The 23,113-nt window shown below is 61.4% G+C and carries 22 protein-coding genes and 1 tRNA gene; 14 read left to right on the top strand and 9 right to left on the bottom strand.

Translation table 11 applies throughout. The features are described from left to right. Window positions 1-6: 6 nt before the first annotated feature. Together cysP and rimO are read right to left on the bottom strand one after the other, a co-directional pair. On the bottom strand, window positions 7-1,005 hold the full coding sequence (gene cysP, locus HRQ64_RS10015) for a thiosulfate ABC transporter substrate-binding protein CysP (protein WP_172123166.1): 999 nt from the start codon (window positions 1,003-1,005) through the stop codon (window positions 7-9). 171 nt (window positions 1,006-1,176) lie between these two features. Beyond that, the gene (gene rimO / locus HRQ64_RS10020; RefSeq protein ID WP_172123167.1) at window positions 1,177-2,547 is read right to left on the bottom strand and encodes a 30S ribosomal protein S12 methylthiotransferase RimO; all 1,371 of its coding nucleotides are present in this window, start codon (window positions 2,545-2,547) and stop codon (window positions 1,177-1,179) included. Between the two features lie 229 nt (window positions 2,548-2,776). Between rimO and HRQ64_RS10025 the strand changes: the two genes are divergently transcribed. Further along, window positions 2,777-3,178, top strand: a complete 402-nt coding sequence (locus tag HRQ64_RS10025) for a DoxX family protein (protein WP_248305279.1) — start codon at window positions 2,777-2,779, stop codon at window positions 3,176-3,178. Between the two features lie 74 nt (window positions 3,179-3,252). Here HRQ64_RS10025 and HRQ64_RS10030 read toward each other — a convergent pair whose 3' ends face one another. Both HRQ64_RS10030 and lipB read right to left on the bottom strand, forming a co-directional pair. Then, window positions 3,253-3,786: a DUF4282 domain-containing protein gene (locus HRQ64_RS10030; RefSeq protein WP_172123168.1), complete on the bottom strand. Its 534-nt coding sequence runs from the start codon at window positions 3,784-3,786 to the stop codon at window positions 3,253-3,255. Between the two features lie 30 nt (window positions 3,787-3,816). Continuing rightward, a complete protein-coding gene (gene lipB / locus HRQ64_RS10035; protein ID WP_172123169.1) occupies window positions 3,817-4,581 on the bottom strand; it encodes a lipoyl(octanoyl) transferase LipB in 765 nt (254 codons plus the stop codon). Between the two features lie 47 nt (window positions 4,582-4,628). Between lipB and HRQ64_RS10040 the strand changes: the two genes are divergently transcribed. Both HRQ64_RS10040 and HRQ64_RS10045 read left to right on the top strand, forming a co-directional pair. Further along, a complete protein-coding gene (locus HRQ64_RS10040; protein WP_127752944.1) occupies window positions 4,629-4,862 on the top strand; it encodes a FliM/FliN family flagellar motor switch protein in 234 nt (77 codons plus the stop codon). Between the two features lie 126 nt (window positions 4,863-4,988). Continuing rightward, a tRNA-Leu gene (locus HRQ64_RS10045) sits at window positions 4,989-5,073 on the top strand. A 65-nt stretch (window positions 5,074-5,138) separates the two neighbouring features. On the opposite strand, the gene HRQ64_RS10050 is transcribed toward HRQ64_RS10045, so the two are convergent. Next, the gene (locus tag HRQ64_RS10050) at window positions 5,139-5,510 is read right to left on the bottom strand and encodes an MmcQ/YjbR family DNA-binding protein (RefSeq protein WP_127752945.1); all 372 of its coding nucleotides are present in this window, start codon (window positions 5,508-5,510) and stop codon (window positions 5,139-5,141) included. Window positions 5,511-5,641: 131 nt separating this feature from the next. On the opposite strand from HRQ64_RS10050, the gene mgtE reads away from it, so the two are divergent. The 4 genes from mgtE (at window position 5,642) to HRQ64_RS10070 (ending at window position 9,589) form a co-directional block, all read left to right on the top strand. Beyond that, entirely contained in the window at window positions 5,642-7,057 is a 1,416-nt protein-coding gene (gene mgtE / locus HRQ64_RS10055; protein ID WP_172123170.1) for a magnesium transporter, read from the top strand. Window positions 7,058-7,440: 383 nt separating this feature from the next. Beyond that, window positions 7,441-8,118, top strand: a complete 678-nt coding sequence (locus tag HRQ64_RS10060) for a glutathione S-transferase family protein (RefSeq protein ID WP_172123171.1) — start codon at window positions 7,441-7,443, stop codon at window positions 8,116-8,118. After that, entirely contained in the window at window positions 8,115-8,540 is a 426-nt protein-coding gene (locus HRQ64_RS10065) for a DUF1489 domain-containing protein (protein ID WP_210258538.1), read from the top strand. The genes HRQ64_RS10060 and HRQ64_RS10065 overlap by 4 nt, the downstream gene beginning before the upstream one ends. Before the next feature lie 143 nt (window positions 8,541-8,683). Further along, window positions 8,684-9,589 (top strand): division plane positioning ATPase MipZ, encoded by a 906-nt coding sequence (locus HRQ64_RS10070; protein WP_172123172.1) that lies wholly within the window; start codon window positions 8,684-8,686, stop codon window positions 9,587-9,589. A gap of 13 nt (window positions 9,590-9,602) precedes the next feature. On the opposite strand, the gene HRQ64_RS10075 is transcribed toward HRQ64_RS10070, so the two are convergent. Next, on the bottom strand, window positions 9,603-9,881 hold the full coding sequence (locus tag HRQ64_RS10075; protein ID WP_127752948.1) for a hypothetical protein: 279 nt from the start codon (window positions 9,879-9,881) through the stop codon (window positions 9,603-9,605). A 92-nt stretch (window positions 9,882-9,973) separates the two neighbouring features. Then, the gene (locus HRQ64_RS10080; protein WP_127752949.1) at window positions 9,974-11,584 is read right to left on the bottom strand and encodes an SPOR domain-containing protein; all 1,611 of its coding nucleotides are present in this window, start codon (window positions 11,582-11,584) and stop codon (window positions 9,974-9,976) included. A 315-nt stretch (window positions 11,585-11,899) separates the two neighbouring features. On the opposite strand from HRQ64_RS10080, the gene clpS reads away from it, so the two are divergent. Both clpS and clpA read left to right on the top strand, forming a co-directional pair. Further along, a complete protein-coding gene (gene clpS, locus HRQ64_RS10085; RefSeq protein WP_172123173.1) occupies window positions 11,900-12,307 on the top strand; it encodes an ATP-dependent Clp protease adapter ClpS in 408 nt (135 codons plus the stop codon). A gap of 9 nt (window positions 12,308-12,316) precedes the next feature. Further along, window positions 12,317-14,659: an ATP-dependent Clp protease ATP-binding subunit ClpA gene (clpA, locus tag HRQ64_RS10090; RefSeq protein ID WP_127752951.1), complete on the top strand. Its 2,343-nt coding sequence runs from the start codon at window positions 12,317-12,319 to the stop codon at window positions 14,657-14,659. A 151-nt stretch (window positions 14,660-14,810) separates the two neighbouring features. Here the strand turns inward: clpA and tyrS are convergent, their stop codons facing one another. Together tyrS and HRQ64_RS10100 are read right to left on the bottom strand one after the other, a co-directional pair. Further along, a complete protein-coding gene (gene tyrS, locus HRQ64_RS10095; protein WP_172123174.1) occupies window positions 14,811-16,061 on the bottom strand; it encodes a tyrosine--tRNA ligase in 1,251 nt (416 codons plus the stop codon). 39 nt (window positions 16,062-16,100) lie between these two features. Further along, the gene (locus HRQ64_RS10100) at window positions 16,101-16,763 is read right to left on the bottom strand and encodes an alpha/beta hydrolase (protein ID WP_127752953.1); all 663 of its coding nucleotides are present in this window, start codon (window positions 16,761-16,763) and stop codon (window positions 16,101-16,103) included. Window positions 16,764-17,046: 283 nt separating this feature from the next. Here HRQ64_RS10100 and HRQ64_RS10105 point away from each other — a divergent pair, with 283 nt between their 5' ends. The 5 genes from HRQ64_RS10105 to HRQ64_RS10125 all read left to right on the top strand — a co-directional run bounded on the left by HRQ64_RS10105 (window position 17,047) and on the right by HRQ64_RS10125 (window position 23,107). After that, window positions 17,047-18,195 (top strand): aminotransferase class V-fold PLP-dependent enzyme, encoded by a 1,149-nt coding sequence (locus HRQ64_RS10105; protein WP_172123175.1) that lies wholly within the window; start codon window positions 17,047-17,049, stop codon window positions 18,193-18,195. 63 nt (window positions 18,196-18,258) lie between these two features. Then, a complete protein-coding gene (gene sufB / locus HRQ64_RS10110; protein ID WP_127752955.1) occupies window positions 18,259-19,758 on the top strand; it encodes a Fe-S cluster assembly protein SufB in 1,500 nt (499 codons plus the stop codon). A 70-nt stretch (window positions 19,759-19,828) separates the two neighbouring features. Then, window positions 19,829-20,578 carry a Fe-S cluster assembly ATPase SufC gene (gene sufC, locus HRQ64_RS10115; RefSeq protein WP_127755211.1) on the top strand — a complete coding sequence of 250 codons (750 nt, stop codon included), beginning with the start codon at window positions 19,829-19,831 and terminating at the stop codon, window positions 20,576-20,578. 18 nt (window positions 20,579-20,596) lie between these two features. Then, window positions 20,597-21,790 carry a Fe-S cluster assembly protein SufD gene (gene sufD / locus HRQ64_RS10120; protein WP_172123176.1) on the top strand — a complete coding sequence of 398 codons (1,194 nt, stop codon included), beginning with the start codon at window positions 20,597-20,599 and terminating at the stop codon, window positions 21,788-21,790. A gap of 96 nt (window positions 21,791-21,886) precedes the next feature. Continuing rightward, complete coding sequence (locus HRQ64_RS10125; RefSeq protein WP_172123177.1) at window positions 21,887-23,107, top strand: cysteine desulfurase; 1,221 nt, start codon at window positions 21,887-21,889, stop codon at window positions 23,105-23,107. Window positions 23,108-23,113: the final 6 nt, after the last annotated feature.

The raw sequence follows: 23,113 nt of genomic DNA on the forward strand, positions 1-23,113 counted from the left end.
TCTGCATTACTGGTTGAGGAACACGCGATCCAGCAGTCCGCCATCGGCGAAATGGTCCGCCGTCACCTGATCCCAGCCGCCAAAAGCCTCTTCCACCGTCACCAGCCGCACTTCAGGAAAGTCGGCCTTGTGGGCGGCAGCGACCGTCTCGTCATGGACGCGGTTGTAGTTAGCCGCGAGAATTTCCTGGCCTTCGGGTGTGTAAAGGAAGTCGAGATAAGCCTTGGCGATCTCCTGGGTGCCGCGCTGGTCAGCGACCTTGTCGACCACCGCCACGGGGAATTCCGAAAGGAGGCTGATGCTGGGGACCACCGCGTCATACTTGTCGACTCCAAGCTGGTGCCGGATGCCCTGCACTTCGGCTTCGAAGGTGATCAGCACATCCCCGAGGTTGCGCTCGACAAAGGCGGTGGTGGCGGCGCGCCCGCCAGTCTCGAACACGGGAACATTGCTGAAGAGCTTGGTCAGGAACTGCTCGACCTGCGCTTCGTCGCCGCCAAACTCTTCCTGCGCCCAGGCGCGGGCGGCCAGATAGGTGTAGCGCCCATTGCCCGAGGTCTTGGGATTGGGGAAGATCACCTTGACGTCGTCGCGCGCCAGATCGCCCCAATCGGTGATGTTCTTGGGATTGCCAGCCCGCACGAGAAACGCGGGCAACGAGTAATAGGGCGAAGCATTGTTGGGAAACTCGCTCTGCCAGTCCTCGGACACAAAGCCCTGCCGCGCCAGCATGTTGATATCGGTCACCTGGTTGAAGGTAACGAGATCGGCCTGCAGACCCTCAAGGACGGCACGCGCCTGCGCCGACGAGCCGGCATGGGACTGGCTGACAGTGAGGGTGCTGCCGGTGCTTTCCGCGTAACTGGGGACAAAGGCGAGGTTCACGGCCTCGTAGAGCTCGCGGCCAATGTCATAGGAGACGTTGAGGATTTCGGTGGGCTGCGCCGCGGCAGGACCTGCAGCCAGGGCCAGCGAGGCGATGGCTGCGGCAAGAATCTTCTTCATGGGAACGCTGGCTCCGGTGTGCTGCGCTGGAATGATGCAGCCCAGATGCACGCTGTGCCGAGCCGCGTCAAAGCCTAAGGCGTTGACGCGGATGAGCGATTTACCCGAAGGGCAGTTTGCCGGAAAGACATTGCGCCGGCGCTTTGGCCGGCGCGATAAAGTTGTTCGACCTTAGGCCTGCGGCGCCGCTTCGAAGCGCACGGGGGTCGCCACCGTGCTCGGGCGCACCGGGTCGGCAAACAGGTCGTATTCGTCGCTATCGGTCACGACGACCTGCACCAGATCGCCCGGCTTGATGCCGGTGGCATCGCTGACCACGACCTGACCATCGATATCGGGCGCATCCCACTTGGAGCGGGCAATGGCGCGGTTGGCGTTCTTGTCGATGTCATCGACCAGCACTTCGATCGTGCGCCCGACCTTCTTGGCCAGCTGGCCGGTCGAAACGTTCTGTGCCACTTCCATCAGCTGCTCGAAGCGATCCTGCGCCACTTCGTCAGGCACGATGCCGACCAGTTCATTGGCGGGTGCGCCGGTCACCGGCTCGTATTTGAAGCAGCCCGCACGGTCGATCTCGGCTTCTTCCAGCCAGTCGAGCAGGAACTCGAAGTCCTCGTCCGTCTCGCCGGGGAAACCGACGATGAAGTTCGAACGGATGGTCAGGTCCGGGCAGATATCGCGCCAGCGCTTGATGCGATCGAGCGTCTTTTCCTGGTTCGCCGGGCGCCGCATGTTCTTGAGCACGCTCGGGGACGCATGCTGGAATGGAATATCGAGGTAAGGCAGCACCTTGCCTTCCGCCATCAGCGGAATGATCTGGTCCACATGGGGGTAGGGGTACACATAGTGGAGGCGAATCCACGCGCCCAGTTCCCCCAGCTCCTTGGCCAGGTCATAGAACTTGGCGGCAACCGGACGGCCCCGATAGTTTGAGGTCGCGTATTTCAGATCCACACCATAAGCGCTGGTGTCCTGCGAGATCACCAGCAGTTCCTTGGCGCCGCCCTTCACCAGCCGCTCGGCTTCCCCCAGCACGCCGGCAGCCGGGCGCGAGGCCAGGTCACCGCGGATCTGCGGGATGATGCAGAACGAGCAGCGATTATTGCAGCCCTCGGAAATCTTGAGATAGGCATAGTGCCGGGGGGTCAGCTTCAGCCCCTGCTCAGGCACCAAATCCACGAACCGGTTCGGCACCGGCGGCAGGTGCTGGTGGACGGCGTTGACCACCGACTCATACTGGTGCGGGCCCGAAACGGCGAGCACGCTGGGATGGGTCTGGCGGATCAGCTCTTCCTCGACGCCTAGGCAGCCGGTGACGATCACGCGGCCATTCTCGTTGAGCGCTTCCCCGATCGCCTCGAGGCTTTCCTGCTTGGCGCTGTCGAGAAAGCCGCAGGTATTGACGAGAACGATGTCGGCGCCCTCGTAGTCGCGGGAAAACGAATAGCCCTGGGCGCGCAACGTCGTCATGATGCGTTCGCTGTCGACAAGGGCTTTGGGGCAGCCGAGGCTGACGAGGCCAATTTTTGGCGCTTGGCTCATTGAGCACGGTTTCCGATGTTAAGGATTGGCGTCCTCATACAGAAATTGTGCCCAAAGCGCAATCAACCGGCCTTGACGCTGCCGTGAAGCAGGCCTGCACCACGTGCGGGGTTGGGTGCGCTTGGTGAACAGTGTGTGCGTATATGGTCAGATTTTAACAATGATCCACCTAGGCTAGCAGGGTTGAATGCGTCAAACCGGCGCAGCACTTTGCCTAAAGGAGGCACACTTGTTCGATCGTCTCTCCGCCTACGCGCCGCAGGCCCTCGCCGTGCTTCGCATCGTTACGGCCCTGCTGTTCATTGAACACGGTACCCAGAAGCTGTTTGGTTTCCCGGTCCCCGGCATGGGCACCCCCGAAGGGTTGTTCCTGATTGCCGGCATTCTCGAGACCTTTGGTGGTCTGCTGATCCTGGTTGGGTTCCTCACCCGTCCGGTCGCCTTTGTGCTGTCGGGCATGATGGCAGTGGCCTATTTCATGGTCCACTTCCCCCAGAACTTCTGGCCAGTGGGTAATGGCGGCGATGCCGCAGCCCTTTACTGCTTCATCTTCCTTTACCTGGTCTTTGCCGGCCCGGGCGATTGGGCCATCGATACCCGCGCTCGCAACCGCACGCTCAGCCGCGTCTGACGCGCCGCGAAAAGCAAGGGCCGCCCCGATCATTTCGGGGCGGCCTCTTTTTGACCTGCGACAAGCCGTCTGGCCTATTCCTCGCCGTCGATCCGGGGCGTCCGCTTGGCGGTGCGGCGCGGCTTGAACACTTCGCCAGCCCTGGTCGCCGGCGAGCGCAGCGTATCTTCCGGCTCAAGATCGGGTTCCGTCACCGCATCCACGGCATTGAGCACATATTCGTCGGTCTCAACGAACTCCCGTTCCTCGCCCGCTTCGGCAAGATCGCGAATTGCGTCTCGAACTTCGTCCAGCAGCGAGCTCGAATAGCGCGAACGGGTCACCGGCTCGGTTTGCCCCTCATGCGTCTTGAACCACACCAGCAGCGCCTCGCAGCCAATCCTGAGGCCAACAAACAACAGCAGGCCGAACACGGCAATCTCGAGCAAGCCCCAAAGCCCATTGCCGAAGCCAAAGCCAAAGGTCCAGAACAGGTGGCTAATGGCCCAAAGCAGGATACCCGCCAAGCCCAACGCATAAAGGATGGGCACCAGCTTGGGCGCCAGGATCGCGTCCAGCCTGAACAATGTCTGTCGGCTGAACAGGCGTTTGAGGTCGTCGAGCGTCATTGCAGTTTCCTCGAGCTTGGCGCGATTCGATTAAGTCACAACTTGGTCAGTGATGCCTTCGGGCACAAGCTCTTCTGCCGAGCCGTCGCGCGTTGGACCAAAGCGGCGCTCAAATTGCGCCCGCAGAACCATGTCGACCTCAGGCATTGAGACCAGCTGCCCCAGATCTTCAAAGCTCGTCACACCTTGGTCGGTGATCCCGCAAGGCACGATTCCGCCGTAGTGGCTGAGATCGGGCGCAATATTGAGCGAGATACCGTGGAACGTTACCCATTTCGAGACCCGCACCCCCAGTGCCGCAATCTTGTCCTCGCGGTCCGCGCCCTTGTCGGGCCGCTTGACCCAAACGCCGATGCGGCCCTCGCTGCGATCGCCGACGATATTGTGGGCAGCGAGCGTGTCGATAACCCAGCCCTCCAGGCTCTGCACCAGGCAGCGAATGTCGCGACCGCGCTCGCGCAGATCGAGCATTAGGTAAGCCACGCGCTGCCCGGGGCCGTGATAGGTATATTGTCCGCCGCGCCCGGCCTCGAACACCGGGAATCGATCGGTCAACAGGTCTGCGGCCCGTGCTGAGGTGCCGGCAGTGTAAAGCGGTGGGTGTTCCAGCAACCACACCGCCTCGTCGGCAGTGCCGGCCGCGATTGCCGCAGCCCGGTCGCGCATGGCCCCAAGTGCCATGGGATAAGGGACGGGGCTGGACGAGATCATCCACTCGACAGGCCGGGAATCAGCGCGTCGCAATTTGCTTGCGCCACCGCAGGCTTGGGGTGCCGTTAACGCTTCACTAACCATGATGAGCTGAGGATCGCCTTTCTGCGGCTGGGGTTGAACCGATATCTATGAACACTCTCGACAATATTGAAGTGGAAATCACGGTGGAGCTGGGCGCGACCACCATGCCCATCCACCATCTGCTGCGGATGGGCCGCGGCGCCGTGATCGAGCTGGATGCGCTGGAAAGCGACCCGTTGCACATCTATGCCAACAACACGCTCGTAGCCCATGGCGAGGTCAGCGTCGACAATGGCCAGCTCCAGGTCCTGGTCCGCAACAAGGCCAGCAAGCGCTTTTAGCCGCCCGGGAGCGGGTAGGGTTTTCCACCGATCTCTTTGATAAGCAATTTAAGCGCTTGAGGTTCTCAAGGACCTTTGCTAAACCCCGTCTCGCTTCGCCCCAGGGCGGTGCTTCTACCAGGACGTGCGGTCGTGGCGGAATTGGTAGACGCGCAGCGTTGAGGTCGCTGTATCGCAAGATGTGGAAGTTCGAGTCTTCTCGACCGCACCAGTCACCTTCAGGGTGACACCAGAACAGCCGCCCTCCGGGGCGGCTTTCTTGTTTCTGGTTCCCCGTTAGGCCGGGGGCGTCAACGGGCGCTCCGCCGTAAGATTGGCAGGGGCCTTGCTGCGCCAGGCGTCCTCCAGCCGCAGGCTCAGTTCTTCATCGCTGATCCGTTCCAGCCGGACTAGCACCGCCGGCCAGCCGACATAATGGTCGGTCTCGAAATAGATCTCGGGCGATATCTCCATGAGCAGCGCCTTCTGCTCCTCGGGGCACAGCAGCACCAATGTCTCCTCGTCTTTGAGCCTGGTGAAGGTGGCGCCGTTTACCTTGAGCGCCGGCGTGCCATAGCTGGTTGATCGTTCAACGCCGGGCAGTGCGCGTTGGGTGGCAATCCTCTCAATGCGAACAAAGACTTGGTCGAGCGCTTCGGAAGCAGCCATCGCGGTTTTCCTTGTCATGCCGCACTGCACTTGCGCAGTGCTTGAAAACAACAACGGCTAGTCTGGCGCATCGCTCCTTGATTAGCTACAGCTTGGCGCGCCCCCGAAACTCGCGACACAAAGGGCTTCCAGTGAGCACAGAATTCGATACCGCACCGGGCCCTGAGGCCGTGGTTGATCCCGACGCGCTTCGCAACAGCGAAGACCGCATCAGCCCGCTTTGGCTGGAGCGTTTGCGCGCCTATCTGGAGGCGGGCAGGGCGGATGACGTCGCCAGTGTCATGGAGCCTCTGCACGTCGCCGATATCGGCGATGTGCTCGAAACCCTCAACCCCGATGAACGCATTCTGCTGGTCCGTACTCTGGGGGACCGATTCGACTTTTCGGCACTGACAGAAGTCGATGAGAGCATCCGCGTCGAGCTGATGGAGGCGATTCCCAATGCCGAAATCGCCCGTGGCGTCACCGGCCTCAACAATGACGACGCCGTAACCATTCTGGAGGATCTCGAGCAGGAGGACCGGGACGAGGTTCTTTCGGCACTGCCAACCTTTGAACGGCTGAGCTTGAAGCGTAGCCTCGATTTTCCCGAGGATTCCGCCGGCCGGCGGATGCAGACCGACTTCATCGCCATCCCGCCCTTCTGGACGGTCGGCCAAACCATCGACTACCTGCGCACCGAAGCTGAACTGCCCGACGAGTTCTACCAGATCTATGTGGTCGACGCGGCCTACAAGGTGCTCGGGACCATTCCTCTCGACAAGTTCCTGCGCTCCCCACGATCGACCAAGATCGACGCGATCATGAATACGCAGGTGATTCTGGTTCGGGCCGATGAGGATCAGGAGGAAGCCGCCCGCGGCTTCGAGCGCTACGACCTGGTCGAGGTGGGCGTGGTCGACGAAAGCGGGCGCATGGTCGGCGTGCTCACCATCGACGACATCGTCGACGTTATTCACGAAGAAGCGGACGAGGACATTAAGCTGCTCGCGGGCGTTGGTGATGAAGACATCTCCGACTCCACCGTCGATACCATTCGTAGCCGTGTGCCGTGGCTGGTGATCAATCTCATTACCGCCGTGCTGGTTTCGGTCGTTATCGGCCTTTTCGATGGCACCATCGAGCAGATGGTTGCCTTGGCCGTCCTGATGCCGATTGTTGCCTCCATGGGCGGCAATGCCGGCACCCAGACCATGACGGTGACTGTCCGGGCCCTGTCTATGCGCGAGCTGGATGGGAGCCGCTTGCGCCGGCTGATCACCCGCGAAATGGTGGTGGGCCTGGCCAATGGGGTCATCTTCGCCATCTTGGTGGGCCTGGTCACCGCGGCCCGATTCGGCGATGTCCAGCTAGGCGTGGTGATCGGCTCGGCCATGGTGATCAATCTCGTGGTGGCGGGCACGGCCGGCATTCTGATCCCTGTGATCCTGGATCGCCTCAAGGCCGATCCTGCTATCGCCTCCGCGGTATTCGTGACCACCATCACCGATGTGGTCGGCTTCTTTGCTTTTCTGGGCATCGCCGGCTTGTGGTTCGGGCTCTTTTGAAATTCGGTAAAAGTTTAACCAATTATCAACAGCTTTGCTTGGAACGGGGACATTCCCTGCCAAGTTTAAGCCTGTACGATCTCTGGCGTGGGGCAGGCTGTGAACCGGAGTGTTGCAGTTTGGCCGCTTGCCAGAACAATTCGTCAGGGTTAACGTTTTGCTGCTGGGGTGCGACCCCCGAGTGAATGGCTTTTAAGGAGCGATAATGCGCACTCATCCGAGAGCTGCTATGTGGCGCGCGGCAACCTGGACCATGGTCTGCCTGGCGTCGATGGGACTAGTCTTCTCTGTCGTTGCGGGCGTTTAAGCGCCAAAGTTTTTCACCCCAAGGCATTTCGGAGGGCGCCCATGCCAAAGGGCGCCCTTCTTTTTTGGAGAGTTCGATGAAGCTGCTGATCGGCAATCGTAATTATTCCAGTTGGTCCTTGCGGCCCTGGCTGGTCTTGGCTCACTTCGACATTCCATTTGAGGATGAAGTGCTCCAACTCGCGGGGGAAGGCTTCCGCGATGTGCTGGCCCAGCGCTCGCCCACGGGCCGGGTGCCGCTGCTGATCGATGGCGATCTCCAGGTTCCCGAAACCATCGCCATCATCGAATATCTCGCCGACTGTTTTCCTGACAAACCGATCTGGCCGCAGGATCGCGCCGACCGTGCCCGGGCACGAGCGGTTTCCGCAGAAATGCACGCAGGCTTCACCGCCTTGCGTAGCTACGCGCCGATGAACCTGCGCGCCAGCCATCCGGGCCGGGTCAGTGCCGACATGATCGCCAAGGACCTGCAGCGGCTCGAGCATTCCCTCGGCGGCTTGTTGTCTCGCTCTGGTGGACCCTTTCTTTTCGGGGCCTTCACCGCTGCCGACGCCATGTACGCTCCCGTCGCTACCCGCATCCGCACCTATGCTCTGCCCGTATCCGATACCTTCAACGACTATGTCGCCGCCATCTATGCCTTGCCCGCCTTTCAGCGATGGCTGGCCCTGGCTCTGCAGGAGCCGTGGATCGTTGACGACGACGAGATCGATGTCATCCAGGGCGTGGCACCCCGGGGAAGCCTGGCATGATCCACATGGTCAAATTGTCCGTTGGCGTCGCCAGCGTCGAGGAGCTGGAAAGCTTTCGCAATGAGCGGGCCCATTGGTGGGGCGCTGACTATGGCGAGGACGTGCATGTCCACCGCACCCGGATGATGCCGCGCCGCGCGGCCGAGATGGAGGGGCAGTCTTCCATTTACTGGGTGATCGCTGGCTCCATCGTCTTGCGGCAGCCCATATTAAGGCTCGCTCCCTACACCGATGAGGAGGGCAAGAACTACTGCGACATCATCATGAGCCGCGACATGGTTCGTACGGTGCCATATCCAAAGCGCCCGTTCCAGGGCTGGCGCTATCTCGATCCCAAGGATGCTCCGCCCGATATCGGTGCCAACGAGAATGCCGGCGCCCTGCAGATCGCGGCCGATCTCGCCAGGCTCGGTTTGCTTTAGCCTGGGGATATCGGGCCACTTGCCAAGCTTGTGAGCAGGGCTGGTACAGTCCAGCGCCGCTTGTTTAAGCTTTGTTAACCATAGGCGCGCTTCTCTGCCCATTGAGCGAGCCCGAGTCTTTCGGGGCCAAGATGGAGCGGCGAATGGCACGGCAAGGCGCACATGTCATTGTGGTTGGAAACGAGAAGGGTGGCTCGGGCAAATCGACCACCGCCTTCCACTTGGCGATCTTCCTGCTCTACCAGGGGCACCGGGTTGCCACCATCGATGTGGATAGCCGCCAGCAAACCTTCACCCACTATGTCCGCAACCGGCGTGCCTGGAACAGCGAGCACCAGCTGGCGCTACCCAGCCCCAAGCATTTCCACCTACCGGCCGCCTGGGGTGACTCCGTCAAGGACAACCACCGCGCCGAATTCGACGTCTTCCGTCGGGCCATAGCCGAGGTCGAGGACCGCGTGGACTTCATCGTCATCGACACGCCCGGCTTTGACACCAACATGACGCGGCTGGCCCATTCGCTAGCCGACACCCTGATCACCCCGGTCAATGACAGCCTAATCGACCTCAACGTGCTGGCCCGTGCCGATGCCGTTACCGGTGAGCCCGTGGAAACCAGCCATTACTCACGCCTCGTGCAGCGCGCCCGCTCCGAGCGGCTCAGCATTGATGGCCAAAGCATCGACTGGATTCTGGTGCGCAACCGCATCTCCATGCTGTCCTCGCGCAATACGCGCCAGGTGCAGAGCATGCTCGATCGCATTGCGGCGCGCTTCGGCTGCCGGGTGTCGGACGGCATCGGCGAGCGGGTGATCTTCCGCTCGCTGTTTGCCAGCGGCATGACCGTCTTTGATCCACTCGATGAGGAATTGCTTGGCGGCCAGCCGTCCAACTCGCATATGACGGCGCGCCAGGAGTATCGCAGTCTCGTTGCCGCGCTGAACCTGCCGGCAAAGGCCCGGGCTGAAACCCATCGGGCTGCCGCCGAGATCGTCGCCGCGCCCCCTTCAGTGCACGCGCGCTATACGCCCGTGCCTTGCCACGCCTGAGGGCAGGGGACCGCTAGCGGTCCCCGCCAAAGCTGATCAGCACGGCGCGCTTGCCGCCGGGCGCAAACACATCCAGATCGATGCGGACCGGCTCCTGCACCATCCGGCGGGTCCGGGCCGACAGTGCCAGCACCACCCCCAGCAGCTCGCCCACGCTGCGTCGGCCGTGGCGCGACTGCATGCGCTTGCCAACGCCGGCCAGCACCCGGTTGCGGGCCGTCATGTCGTCACTCACCAGGCTCGAGCGGCCAATGAAACTGGCCAGGTCCAGCAGGGCAGTTCGTTCGCTCATTGGGCTACTCCAAACACAGGCGCCAATTTGCTTGATGGGGAATCCGGGGCCGGCACAACAGTCCTGCCTCGAACGGAAGGTTTAGGTCGGCGTCAGCTCTGCATGGCGAGACACGCCAGGTTCTGCTGCTTGAGCTGATTGCACATGGCAGTCGCATCGTCCCGGTCCCCGAAACCCACAAAGCGGGCGCGGAAGAAGGTCTTGCCGTTCTTTTCGAACCGCTCGACATAGGAGCGGAAATCACCGAGTTGGCCGACTTTGCTTGCAGCATCGCTCAGGAGGCCGCGGGCACTTTCTTCGCTCGGGCCGGCGCCGATCTGGACCACCCAGCCGCCGGGCGGCACCGCATTGTCATTGGCAGCAGCCACTTTCACCGAGCCGCTGATCGCCGGATCGATCGGCACGCCATCCGAGCCGATGCGTTCTTCAGGCGCCAGCGGCGCTGACGGGACGGTGTGGCCCAGGGCCGAAGGCGGTGCACCCAAATTATAGGAGTCGCTGAGCCAGGCGCCGATTACGTCCTGCGAAGGATAGGCCGGCTGGGGCGTCTGCGAAGGGGCAGCGAGCACATTGGCGGCCTGCACCGCAGGCTGCAGCGACAGGTCGGCCGGCATGGGGGCGGGCGGCACCGGTGCCGGTGCGGCGCTGGCGACCACGACGGGCGCCTGAGATGGTTGCGGCAGCTGAGCGCGTGGCTGGGCCTGGGCACCGTTCGCCGCTACCAACTGTGCCAGGCGGAAGCCGGGCAGGGGCATGGGCATCACGAACACTGGCTTGCTGGGCTGGGCCACGGCCACCTGGATATTGCCCTGGCGGCCCGGCTGCGGGATCTGGGCGGTCTGCAGGTAATTGCCCTTGCGACCCTTAGGCAGGTAGTTGGCGACGAGCTGGCGCACCTTCTGGTCGCGCGAGGCGGACGAGTTGAACCCGAATGCGATAACGACGATATGCCGATTGTCTTTGCGCGCGGCGGTCATCAGGTTCGAACCGGCAGCATTGATATAGCCGGTTTTGATGCCGTCCACAGCGCCCATATAGCCAAGCACTCGGTTGTGGTTGCCATAGGTGCGCTTGCCATAGGAGAACGAGCGGGTCTGGAAGAATTCGTAATAGCTGGGGAAGTGCTGGTAAACTGCGATGGCGAGGATCGCCTGGTCGCGCACGGTGGTGATCTGCGCGCCGTCGGGCAACCCCGAGGCATTGCGATAGGTCGTAGACCGCATGCCCAGCGCCCGCGCCGTGGCGGTCATGCGCTCGGCGAACTTGCTTTCCGAACCCGAGATGTGCTCGGCGATCACCCGGGCCATGTCATTGGCGGACAGGGTCACGAGCGACTTGATCGCGTCTTCCACCGTGATGGTCGCACCGGCGCGCAGGCCCAGCTTGGTGGGCACTGCGGAAGCGGCGTGCTTGGACACCGTCATCTTGGTGGACAGCTTGATATTGCCCGCCGAGAGTTCCTGGAACAGCACGTAAAGGGTCATTACCTTGGTGACCGAGGCCGGGTAGCGCCTTGCGTCGCCAGCTTCTTCGTAAAGAACCTGGCCCGACTTGGCGTCGACAACGATGCCGGCATATTTGCGCAGGTTCTCGATAGCCTGGGCGGGAGCGGCGCTAGGTAGAGCAAGGGAAAGCGCAACCACTATAGCGGCAAAGGCGCGGACGAGGACGACGCGCCAAGGGGATTTCGCCTGAAAAGCCACCCGCAACTCCAATTTCACTCTCGGACGGTCAAAGCGTCCGTACACAACTCACACAATGATGGCGACGTGCCCCCGCCGTCTCCACCACAATCCCGAACCTAGGCTTCGCGTATTACCATTCCGTAAAATGCCCAGCTTTTTGTCCGTGATGTGGAGATGATGTGGCGTCAGCGTGGGCAGCGGGCAAAACTCCTCTTATCAGGTCTTTTTGCCGGTCACGAATATGAGAAGCGATGACCCTTAACAGCGCCCATAATTTTCCTACATAATGGGTCCACCATGCTGCTTCGTTTCTCTCACGACAGATGCCTTGCCATGACACTACCCGATCTCCTTGCTCCCATCGGCGAGGCGTCTGCCACCACTTGGCTGCGCCCGCTCACCTCTGCCGGTCCGAATGACGGCGATGACAACAAGGATGCCGGCGGCGCGGAATCCGGTACCGCAACCAAAACTCGGCCCAAGACCAAGCGGCCTAATCTTTATCGTGTGTTGCTGCTGAACGACGATTACACTCCCATGGAGTTCGTCATCCTGGTGCTCCAGGACGTCTTCAACAAATCGCGCGAAGACGCGATGCGCATCATGCTCCATGTTCACCAGAAGGGCGTTGGTGAGTGTGGCATCTACCCCTACGAAGTCGCCGAAACCAAGGTCACTCGCGTCATGGATACGGCGCGCAAGAACCAGCATCCGCTGCAATGCGTGATGGAAAAGCAATAGGAACATCACATGCCATCATTTTCTCGCGGACTGGAAAAAGCTCTGCATCAGGCGATGAACCTGGCGCGCGAGCGTAACCACGAATTCGCTACCCTCGAACACCTTCTGCTCGCCTTGACCGACGATCGAGACACCATTGCCGTCCTTGCGGGCTGCGATGTCGATGTCGACGCGCTCAAGAGCGATCTCGAGGACTTCATCAATGAGGAACTCGACAGCCTCATCGTCGCCAATGGTCAGGACGCTCGGCCCACTGCCGCGTTCCAACGGGTCATTCAGCGCGCCGTAATCCACGTCCAGTCTTCTGGCCGCGAAGAGGTCACCGGTGCCAATGTGCTGGTTGCCATTTTTGCCGAGCGTGAAAGCCATGCTGCTTATTTCCTCGAACAGCAGGATATGAGCCGGCTCGATGCGGTCAATTTCATCAGCCACGGGATCACCAAGTCTGGTCCCAGCGAGGAGCGCAAAGTGCGTGGTGCCGAGGACGGTGAAGGCAATAGCGAAGGCGGGCGGGGCGACAACGCCAAGAGTTCGGCTCTCGCAGATTTCTGCGTGGATCTGAACGCCAAGGCACGAGCAGGCAAGATCGATCCATTGATCGGTCGTGATGCCGAGTTGCGCCGCACCATCCAGGTGCTGTGCCGCCGCTCCAAGAACAATCCGATCTATGTGGGCGATGCCGGCGTCGGCAAGACTGCCATCGCCGAAGGCCTGGCCCGCAAGATCGTTGAGGGCGACGTGCCCGAAGTGCTCAAGGAAGCAGTGATCTACTCGCTCGACATGGGCTCGCTGCTGGCCGGCACCCGCTATCGGGGCGACTTCGAGGAACGCCTCAAGGCCGTGATGAAGGAGCTGGAAAAGCTGCCTCATGCCGTGCTCTTCATCGACGAAATCCACACCATGATCGGTGCGGGTGCAACCTCGGGCGGCGCGCTCGATGCTTCCAATCTGCTCAAGCCGGCTCTGGCTTCCGGCGCGATCCGGTGCATCGGTTCGACCACCTACAAGGAATACCGCCAGTTCTTCGAAAAGGACCGCGCTCTGGTGCGGCGCTTCCAGAAGATCGACGTCAACGAGCCTTCGATCCCCGATGCCATCGAAATCGTGAAGGGCCTGCGCCCTTATTTCGAAGAGTTCCACAAGATCAAGTACACCGACGATGCTCTCAAGGCGGCGGTGGAACTGTCGGCCCGCTACATCAACGACCGCAAATTGCCCGACAAGGCGATCGACGTCATCGATGAAACCGGCGCTAGCCAGATGCTGCTCACCGAGGATCAGCGCAAGCAGGTGATCGATGTCGAGGATATCGAGAATACCATCGCCACCATCGCGCGCATCCCGCCCAAATCGGTCAGCAAGTCCGATGCGGAACTGCTGAGCAGCCTCGAGCAGAGCCTCAAGACCGTGGTCTACGGGCAGGATGCCGCCATTACGGCGCTGTCTTCGGCGATCAAGCTGGCCCGTGCGGGCCTGCGCGAGCCCGAAAAGCCGATCGGCTCTTACCTGTTCACCGGTCCTACCGGCGTCGGCAAGACCGAAGTGGCCAAGCAACTCGCCGACACGCTCGGGGTGGAGCTGCTGCGCTTCGACATGTCCGAATATATGGAGCGTCACACCGTGTCGCGCCTGATCGGTGCCCCTCCGGGTTATGTCGGCTTTGATCAGGGTGGTCTTTTGACCGACGGGGTGGATCAGCATCCGCATTGCGTCGTGCTGCTGGATGAAATCGAAAAGGCCCATCCGGACCTCTACAACATCCTGTTGCAGGTGATGGATCACGGCAAGCTCACGGACCACAACGGCAAGTCGGTCGACTTCCGCAATGTGATCCTGATCATGACCTCTAATGCCGGCGCTATGGACTTGCAAAAGAGCCCGATCGGCTTTGGCCGCAAGCGCGAAGTTGGGGACGACGAAGAAGCAATCAACCGCATCTTCACTCCCGAATTCCGCAACCGGCTCGATGCGATCATCTCCTTTGCCCCGTTGCCGCGTGAAGTGGTCCGTCGGGTGGTCGAGAAGTTCGTTCTGCAGCTGGAAGGTCAGCTGGCCGAGCGTGGCGTCACCATCAACCTGACCTCGGAAGCCGCCGATTGGCTCGCCGAGCATGGTTACGACGAACGCATGGGTGCCCGTCCTCTGGGTCGCGTCATCCAGGAACACGTCAAGAAGCCGCTTGCCGATCAGGTTCTCTTCGGGGAACTCGTCAATGGCGGTTCGGTGACCGTGGCGGTCGTTGGCGAAGGCGCCGACGCCAAGCTGGAACTGGTTGCGGTGCCACCGCGCCCGGCCAAGCCTAAGGCCCTGCCCAAGCCCAAAAAGCCCAAGGCCACGGCCGACAAGGAGTAATCCTCCAAAAGCTCAAAAACAAAGGCCGGGAGCGATCCCGGCCTTTTTGTTTTTTTTGTTCAGGTCAGCCCTTGAGCTGGTCACACCCGCCGGTGTCACCCCGGCCTCAAGCCGGGGTCCATCTCAAGCTCGCAGGGCTTGGTAGCAAGCCCTAAACCGGCTTGATCAACGCATGCCGCTTCTTGCCAACGGACAGCTTAATCACCCCTTCGGCCAGCAGCGCGTTTTCACCCAGGCTCAGCTTGTCGTCCTCGACCACGGTGTCATTGACGCGTACCGCACCCGAAGCCACATGCCGCCGCGCTTCGCCGTTCGAGGCCGCTAGTCCTGCGGTCACCAGCGCCGACAAGATCCCAACGCCGCCGTTCAATTCGGCTCGCGACACCGTTGCCGTCGGCAGTGACAGGTCGATGGCGCCGGCTTCAAAGGTCGCCTTGGCCGTCGCCGCCGCCTCGTCAGCCGCCTGGCGGCCATGTACGATGGCGGTCACCTCGGTGGCCAGCACCTTCTTGGCCTCATTGATCTCGGTCCCGCCAAGCGCTGCAAGCTTGGCAATCTCATCGAGCGGCAGCCGCGTGAAGATCTTGAGGAACTTGCCGACATCGGCGTCCTCGGTGTTGCGGAAGTACTGCCAGAAGTCATAGGGGCTGAAGAGGTCGCCATTGAGCCACACGGCCCCCGAGGCCGACTTGCCCATCTTCTCGCCGCTCGACTTGGTCAGCAGCGGGGTGGTCAGTGCATAAAGCTGCGGTCCACCCATGCGGTGGCTGAGGTCAACGCCATTGATGATATTGCCCCACTGATCCGAGCCGCCCATCTGCAGCACGGTGCCATAGCGTCGGTTGAGCTCGACGAAGTCGTAGCCCTGCATGATCATGTAGTTGAACTCGAGAAAGCTCAGCGACTGCTCGCGATCCAGCCGGAGCTTCACGGAGTCAAAGCTGAGCATGCGGTTGACCGAAAAGTGCCGGCCCACGTCGCGCAGGAACTCGATATAGTTGAGGTTCAGAAGCCATTCAGCATTGTTAATCATGATGGCTGGATTGTGGCCATCATAGCGCAGGATGTTGCTGTAGACCCGCTTGATGCTCGCGATATTGGCTTCGATCTGCTCGACCGTCAGCAGCTTGCGCTGCTCGTCGCGGAAAGAGGGATCCCCCACCATCGAGGTGCCGCCGCCCATCAGGCTGATCGCCCGATGGCCGGTTTCCTGCAGCCAGTACAACATCGTAACGGTGATCAGGTTACCGATATGGATCGACGTGGCGGTGGCATCATACCCGACATAACCAGTGATCGGCCCTTTGAGGGCCAGGGCATCGAGCCCCTCCGGATCGGAGATCTGGTGGATGAAACCGCGCTCATCGAGCACGCGCAGGAAATCAGACTTGAACTTCGACATCAACAAACCGCTTCTATATCAGGGGCTTAACTCAGCCGCCTAGCGCCCGCCACCCGCGGCAATCTCCTGCCGGCGACGATCGAGGTAATCGGCGCAGCGCGTGGTCAGATCATCGATCTTGCCTTCGAAGAAGTGGTTAGCCCCTTCCACGATCTGCTGCTCGATGGTGATGCCCTTCTGCGTCTTGAGCTTGTCAACGAGCTTCTGCACCGAATTGGGCGGCGCCACGCGGTCCTTGTCGCCATGAATGATCAGCCCCGATGAAGGGCAGGGGGCAAGGAACGAGAAATCATAGAGATTTTCCGGTGGCGCGACCGAGATGAAGCCCTCGACCTCCGGCCGGCGCATCAGCAACTGCATGCCGATCCAAGCGCCGAACGAGAAGCCCGCAATCCAGCAGCCCCGCGATTCCCGGTTGATGGTCTGCAACCAGTCTAGCGCCGCCGCCGCATCGGACAGCTCGCCAATGCCATGGTCGAACATGCCCTGCGAACGGCCAACACCGCGCGAATTGAACCGCAGCACCGCAAAGCCGCGCTCAGCGAACATATAGAAGAGGTTGTAGACGATCTGGTTGTTCATCGTCCCGCCAAACTGCGGGTGCGGATGCAGCACGATGGCGATGGGAGCATTGGGCTCCTTGCCTGGCTGGTACCGGCCTTCCAGGCGGCCTTCGGGGCCATTGAAAATCACTTCTGGCATGACACTGCTTTTCCGGCCGTTTCGGCTCTGTTGATATGGTCTGACGGAGCATCGGTTCTGCAGGGCGCGCGCTTGACTAAGCCCCGCACGCTCCATAAAACATGGCTCGTAAAACCAGTTTAGAATTATTCGAAACTCGTTTTCGCCGGGTTTCCGGCCCGAGAGCGCCCCTTGTAAAGAATGTGGGTGCGCAATTTCAAGAAGTGTTTGGCCCAGACCGTCATCGCGGCCTGCAGGCTCGGCAAGTGAACCATGCTCGGAGGCATGGCTCGAGGGCGAGTTGATGAAACAATCGGCGATCTATCTCGATCACGCTGCCGCCGCGCCATTGCTCCCCGCGGCGCGCGACGCGCTGGTCGCCGCTCTTGAGCTTGCGGGCAATCCCTCCTCGGTGCACGGACATGGCCGCAAGCTGCGCAATCTCATAGAGGCTGCTCGTGACCAGGTCGCGCGACTGGCCGGTGCGGAGCGTCGGCAGGTGGTTTTTACGGGCTCCGCCACCGAAGCCATTACTCAAGCGATCGTCGGCGGCGCGCGTGCTTTTGCCGCAAGCGCAGTGTTGGTGAGTGCCGGCGAGCATACTGCCGTCCTGAAAGCGGCCGCATCTACGGGGCTGCCGGTGCGCGCTATCGGCCTGCGCCCCGACGGCCAAATCGACCTTGACCAGCTCGCGGCCCAACTGGCCCAAGCCGACGCAGCGAACGAAACCCTGCTCGTCGCGCTGCATTGGGTCAACAACGAAACCGGCGTGGTGCAGCCCGTTAGCCGCATCAATGCTCTGGTGGGGCCGACACGTCACACGCTTTTTATCGATGCGGCCCAGGCCTTTGGCAAACTGCCCCTCGATTTTGCCGCCTCGGCACCCGATATGATGGCTGTAGGCGGTCACAAGATCGGCGCGCCCGCCGGTGTTGGCGCCCTGCTGGTCAAAAGCCATGCTGACGAAGTGCGGCTTATTCCCGGTGGCGGGCAGGAGCAGGGACGTCGCGGGGGCACCGAAGCTGCGGCGCTGATTGCAGCTTTCGGCGCTGCAGCTTCGGCTTTCCCCGAGCTTTATGCCGCAGCGGACACGTCCGCTCTGGTAAGTCGCCTCGAGAACGGCCTTAACCGGTTGGGGGCAGGGGTGGTGGTGTTCGGTGCCGACCGGGTTGGTAGCATCACCAATTTTGCCATCCCCGGCATGGCGAGCGCGACGACCATGATGGCGCTGGACCTGATGGGTCTGTCGGTTTCCTCGGGCTCGGCTTGCTCGTCAGGCAAGGTTTCGAGCAGCCACGTATTGACCGCGATGGGAGTCGCGCCGGAACTCGCGAGCTGCGCCCTGCGCGTCAGCCTCGGTTGGAACTCGAGCGCGGCCGAGGTGGACGCTCTGCTCGCGGCGATAGAAACAATCCTGCAGCGCCATCGGGCAAAGCAGGAACATGCGGCCTGAGGCCGCAAGGAATTGGACGGCTCCCGGCGACCTTGAATCGCGGTGGGGCAAAGGAGAAGCGATATGGCCGACTACGACATCCCGACGCTCAAGGAGAACATCGATCGCGAAACCGTCGATCAGGTGCTCGCGCTCGACGTCGACAAATACAAATACGGTTTTGAGACCGAGATCGAGTCCGTCAAGTCGCCGAAAGGCTTGAGCGAGGACACGGTCCGTTTCATTTCGGCCAAGAAGAACGAGCCCGAATGGATGCTGCAATGGCGTCTGGACGCCTATCAGCGCTGGCTCACCATGACCGAGCCGACCTGGGCCAAGGTGCACTATCCTGAGATCGATCTTCAGGACATGTACTACTACGCGGCGCCAAAATCCTCGCCGGCCCCCAAAAGCCTCGACGAAGTCGACCCGGCACTGATCGCCATGTACGACAAGCTGGGCGTGCCCCTGCGCGAGCGTGAAATCCTCGCTGGCGTCGAGCGGCCCGGCATGGCGGTTGATGCGGTTATCGACTCGGTTTCCGTGGTCACCACGTTCCGCGAGGAGCTGAGCAAGGTTGGCATCATCTTCTGCTCGATCTCCGAGGCGATTCGCGAGTACCCCGAGCTGGTGCAGAAATATATCGGCTCTGTGGTCCCCGTCACGGACAACTACTACGCCACGCTCAACTCGGCCGTTTTCACCGATGGCTCCTTCGTCTTCATCCCAAAGGGCGTACGCTGCCCCATGGAGCTGTCGACCTATTTCCGCATCAATGAGCGCAATACCGGCCAGTTCGAGCGGACGTTGATCATTGCCGAGGCGGATAGCTATGTCAGCTATCTGGAAGGCTGCACGGCGCCGATGCGCGACGAGAACCAGTTGCACGCCGCAGTGGTCGAGCTCGTGGCTTTGGAAAATGCCGAGATCAAGTACTCCACCGTCCAGAACTGGTATCCCGGCGACAAGGACGGCAAGGGCGGCATCTACAACTTCGTCACCAAGCGCGGCGATTGCCGTGGCGACAATTCCAAGATCTCCTGGACGCAGGTGGAAACCGGTTCGGCGATCACCTGGAAGTACCCCAGCTGCATCCTGCGCGGCGACAATTCGCGTGGCGAGTTCTATTCCATCGCCATCTCGAACGGCTACCAGCAGGTCGATAGCGGCACCAAGATGATCCACTTGGGCAAGAACACGTCCAGCCGCATCATCTCCAAGGGTATCGCTGCCGGGTTCTCGGACAACACCTATCGCGGCCAGGTTTCGGCGCATGCGAAGGCCAAGAACGCCCGGAACTTCACGCAATGCGACTCCCTGCTGATCGGCGATAAGTGCGGGGCCCATACGGTGCCTTACATCGAGAGCCGCAATGGCACGGCGGTGTTCGAGCATGAAGCCACGACCAGCAAGATCTCCGACGACCAGATGTTCTATTGCCAGCAGCGTGGGCTGTCCGAGGAAGAAGCAGTGGCGCTGATCGTCAATGGCTTTGTGCGCGACGTGCTGCAGCACCTGCCCATGGAGTTCATGGTCGAGACGCAGAAGCTGATCTCGATTAGCCTCGAAGGCAGCGTCGGCTAACCATCATTTCATCCGGGCGGCGCCCAGTGGGCGACCCCGGCCATTCCGGAGAATTGCAGTGACTACCCCCATTCTTGAAATCCGCAACCTGCACGCTCGCATCGAAGATCGCGAAATCCTCAAAGGCGTGAACCTGGTGATCCCTCCAGGTGAAGTGCATGCCGTCATGGGCCGCAACGGCTCGGGCAAGTCGACGCTGAGCTATGTGCTGGCCGGCAAGGAAGACTACGAAATCACGGAAGGCGAAGTTCTGATTGACGGCGAGGATCTCCTTGCCATGGAGCCCGCTGAGCGGGCTGCTGCTGGCCTGTTCCTCGCCTTCCAGTACCCGATCGAAATTCCCGGTGTTGCGACCATGACCTTCCTCAAGGCGGCGCTCAATGCACAGCGCAAGGCGCGCGGGGAAGGGGAACTGTCCACCCCCGATTTCATGCGTGCCGTGCGTCAGGCCGGCGCCGATCTCAACATTGATAGCGAGATGCTCAAGCGCCCCCTCAATGTCGGCTTCTCCGGCGGCGAAAAGAAGCGCGCTGAAGTGCTGCAGATGGCGCTGCTCCAGCCCAAGATGTGCATCCTCGACGAGACCGACTCCGGCCTGGATATCGATGCGCTGCAGGTCGTCTCGAAGGGTGTCAATGCGCTGCGGGCTCCGAACCGCTCCATGCTCGTCATCACCCACTATCAGCGTTTGCTGAACCACATCGTGCCTGATGTCGTGCATGTGTTCTCGGACGGACGGATCGTTGAAAGCGGCGACAAGGACCTGGCGCTTCAGCTTGAAGCCAAGGGCTATGCCGACTTCGATACCGCGGCGGCCTAGATGCGACAGAACCTGCAAATGCGGCTGAGTGCCGCCGAAGAAACTCTAATCGCCCAGCTCAAGGGCGCCGGTGCGGAAGCGGCGGCCGAGCGGATCACTGCGGCTGGCCTGCCGACCCGCCGGGTCGAAAGCTACCACTACACCGATCTTAAGAGCCTGTTGCGGTCCGTGCCGCCACTAGCTGAGGCTGCTAACGCTGCCGAGGCGCCGGCGCTGCGGATTGCTGGGGCTTATCAGGTTACCATCGTCAACGGTCGCGTGCAGGCCGCTCCGGCGGCACCCGCGGGTGTCGTTGTCGGCAAGTCGGAAGGGGATGTGCTCTCCGCGCGCGACGATGTGCTGGTTCACCTCAACACCGCCCTTGCTCCTGAAAGCCTCAACCTGCATATCGACGGCGAAGTCGAGCAGGTCATCCATATCGATCGGCGTTCCGATGGACCGGCTGCCCATTCCGCCAGTGCGGTGAAGATCTTTGTGGCCGAGAGCGCCAAGGTTACGGTCATCGAGACCTATCTTGGGTCCAACGAAGCTCACATCGGCAATCACGCGACCTTCCTCGCTGTCGGCACCGGCGCCAACGTGACCCACATCACCGTTGACCTGTCGGCCCGCGCGGCGACCCATTTCGCCACCAATCAATATGAGATTGGGCCGGCCGCGAACCTGCGCACCCTAGCGATCCATTCGGGAGCCGCCTTGTCGCGCACGCAGCTCTTCGCCCGTTTCTCTGGTGAGAACGCCCATGCCGATTTCACCGGCCTCAACCTGGTGGATGACGACAAGCACTGCGACATCACCCTCGACGTGCACCATGCGGTGCCGAACACGACCTCTCAGGAGATGTTCAAACAGATCGCCCGGGGACGGTCCAAGGCCGTGTTCCAGGGCCGGATCGTCGTGGCCCGCGACGCGCAGAAGACTGACGCGAAGATGATGATGCAGGGCCTGATGCTCTCTGATCAGGCCGAGATCCTCTCCAAGCCCGAGCTCGAGATCTATGCCGACGACGTCGTCTGCGGCCACGGCTCCACCTGTGGCGAGCTGAACGCTGACTGGCTCTTCTACCTGATGAGCCGCGGTATTCCCCGCGCTCAGGCCGAGACCATGCTGGTCCGCGGCTTCCTTGCCGAGGTGCTCGATCCTATCGAGGATGAGGCACTCAACACTGTGCTTAACGGCATTGTGGATGGCTGGCTGCTGAACGGCCACTAGGCCCTGATCCGAGGTGTGACGCAGGACGTGCCACACCTCGTTCGTTATTCGTCGAAATGGGCGAGGCGGGTGCAATGCCCGCACGAAAGCTGAACCATGACCTTCAACCTGCAAAAAGTCCGCGCCGATTTTCCGATCCTGTCCGAGCAGATCCACGGCAAGCGCCTGGTGTTTCTCGACAGCGGGGCTTCCGCGCAAAAGCCGGTGCAGGTGCTGGACCGCATGGATCACGCCTTCCGCCACGAATACGCTAATGTCCATCGCGGCCTGCACACACTGGCGAACCGTGCGACCGAGGCCTTCGAGGGCGGTCGCTCCGCTGTGCAAAAGTTCCTCAATGCGAGTCGCGCCGAGGAGATCATCTTCACCCGTTCGGCTACCGAGGCGATCAACCTTGTCGCCGCCTCCTTTGCCGGCCCGCGCATCGGAGAAGGCGACGAGATCGTGCTGTCTATGCTTGAGCACCATTCCAACATTGTGCCCTGGCATTTCCATCGCGAGCGCAAGGGTGCGGTGTTGCGCTGGGTAGATGTTCGCGACGACGGCTCGTTTGATCTCGATGCTTTCGCGGCCTCGCTGACGCCTCGCACCCGCATGGTTGCCATAACGCATATGAGCAATGTCACCGGCACGGTGACACCGATCAAGCAGATCATCGAGATCGCCCATGCCTGCGGCATCCCCGTGTTGGTTGATGGTAGCCAAGGTGCGGTGCACACTGCTGTCGACGTGCAGGATCTGGATGCTGACTTTTACGTAATGACCGGCCACAAGCTCTATGGTCCGACTGGTATCGGAGTGCTCTACGGCAAATATGATCTACTCGCGGAAATGCAGCCCTATCAGGGTGGCGGCGAGATGATCGAAACGGTCACGACTGAGGGCGTGACCTACGACGAGCCGCCTCACCGCTTTGAGGCTGGCACCCCACCCATCGTGCAGGCAATTGGTCTCGGGGCCGCGCTGAACTACATGGAAGCCCTTGGTCGCGGTGCCATTGCGTCCCATGAGGCAGAGGTTGCCGCCTATGCCCAGGAACGGCTCAGCCGGATCAATTCCCTGCGCCTGATAGGCACTGCGCCAGGCAAGGGCGGCATCTTCTCCTTCGAGATTGCCGGCGCGCATGCCCACGACGTCGCTACGATCCTTGATCGTTACGGCATTGCGGTACGTGCTGGTACCCACTGCGCCATGCCACTGCTGCAGCGTTTCGGCGTCACCTCTACCTGCCGGGCCTCCTTCGCCCTATATAATGGGACCGATGATGTCGACGCGCTGGTGGATGGCATCGAGCGCGCCCAGAAATTTTTCGCGTAAGCCGCG

Source organism: Devosia sp. 919 (assembly GCF_013185965.1).
GTDB lineage: Bacteria > Pseudomonadota > Alphaproteobacteria > Rhizobiales > Devosiaceae > Devosia.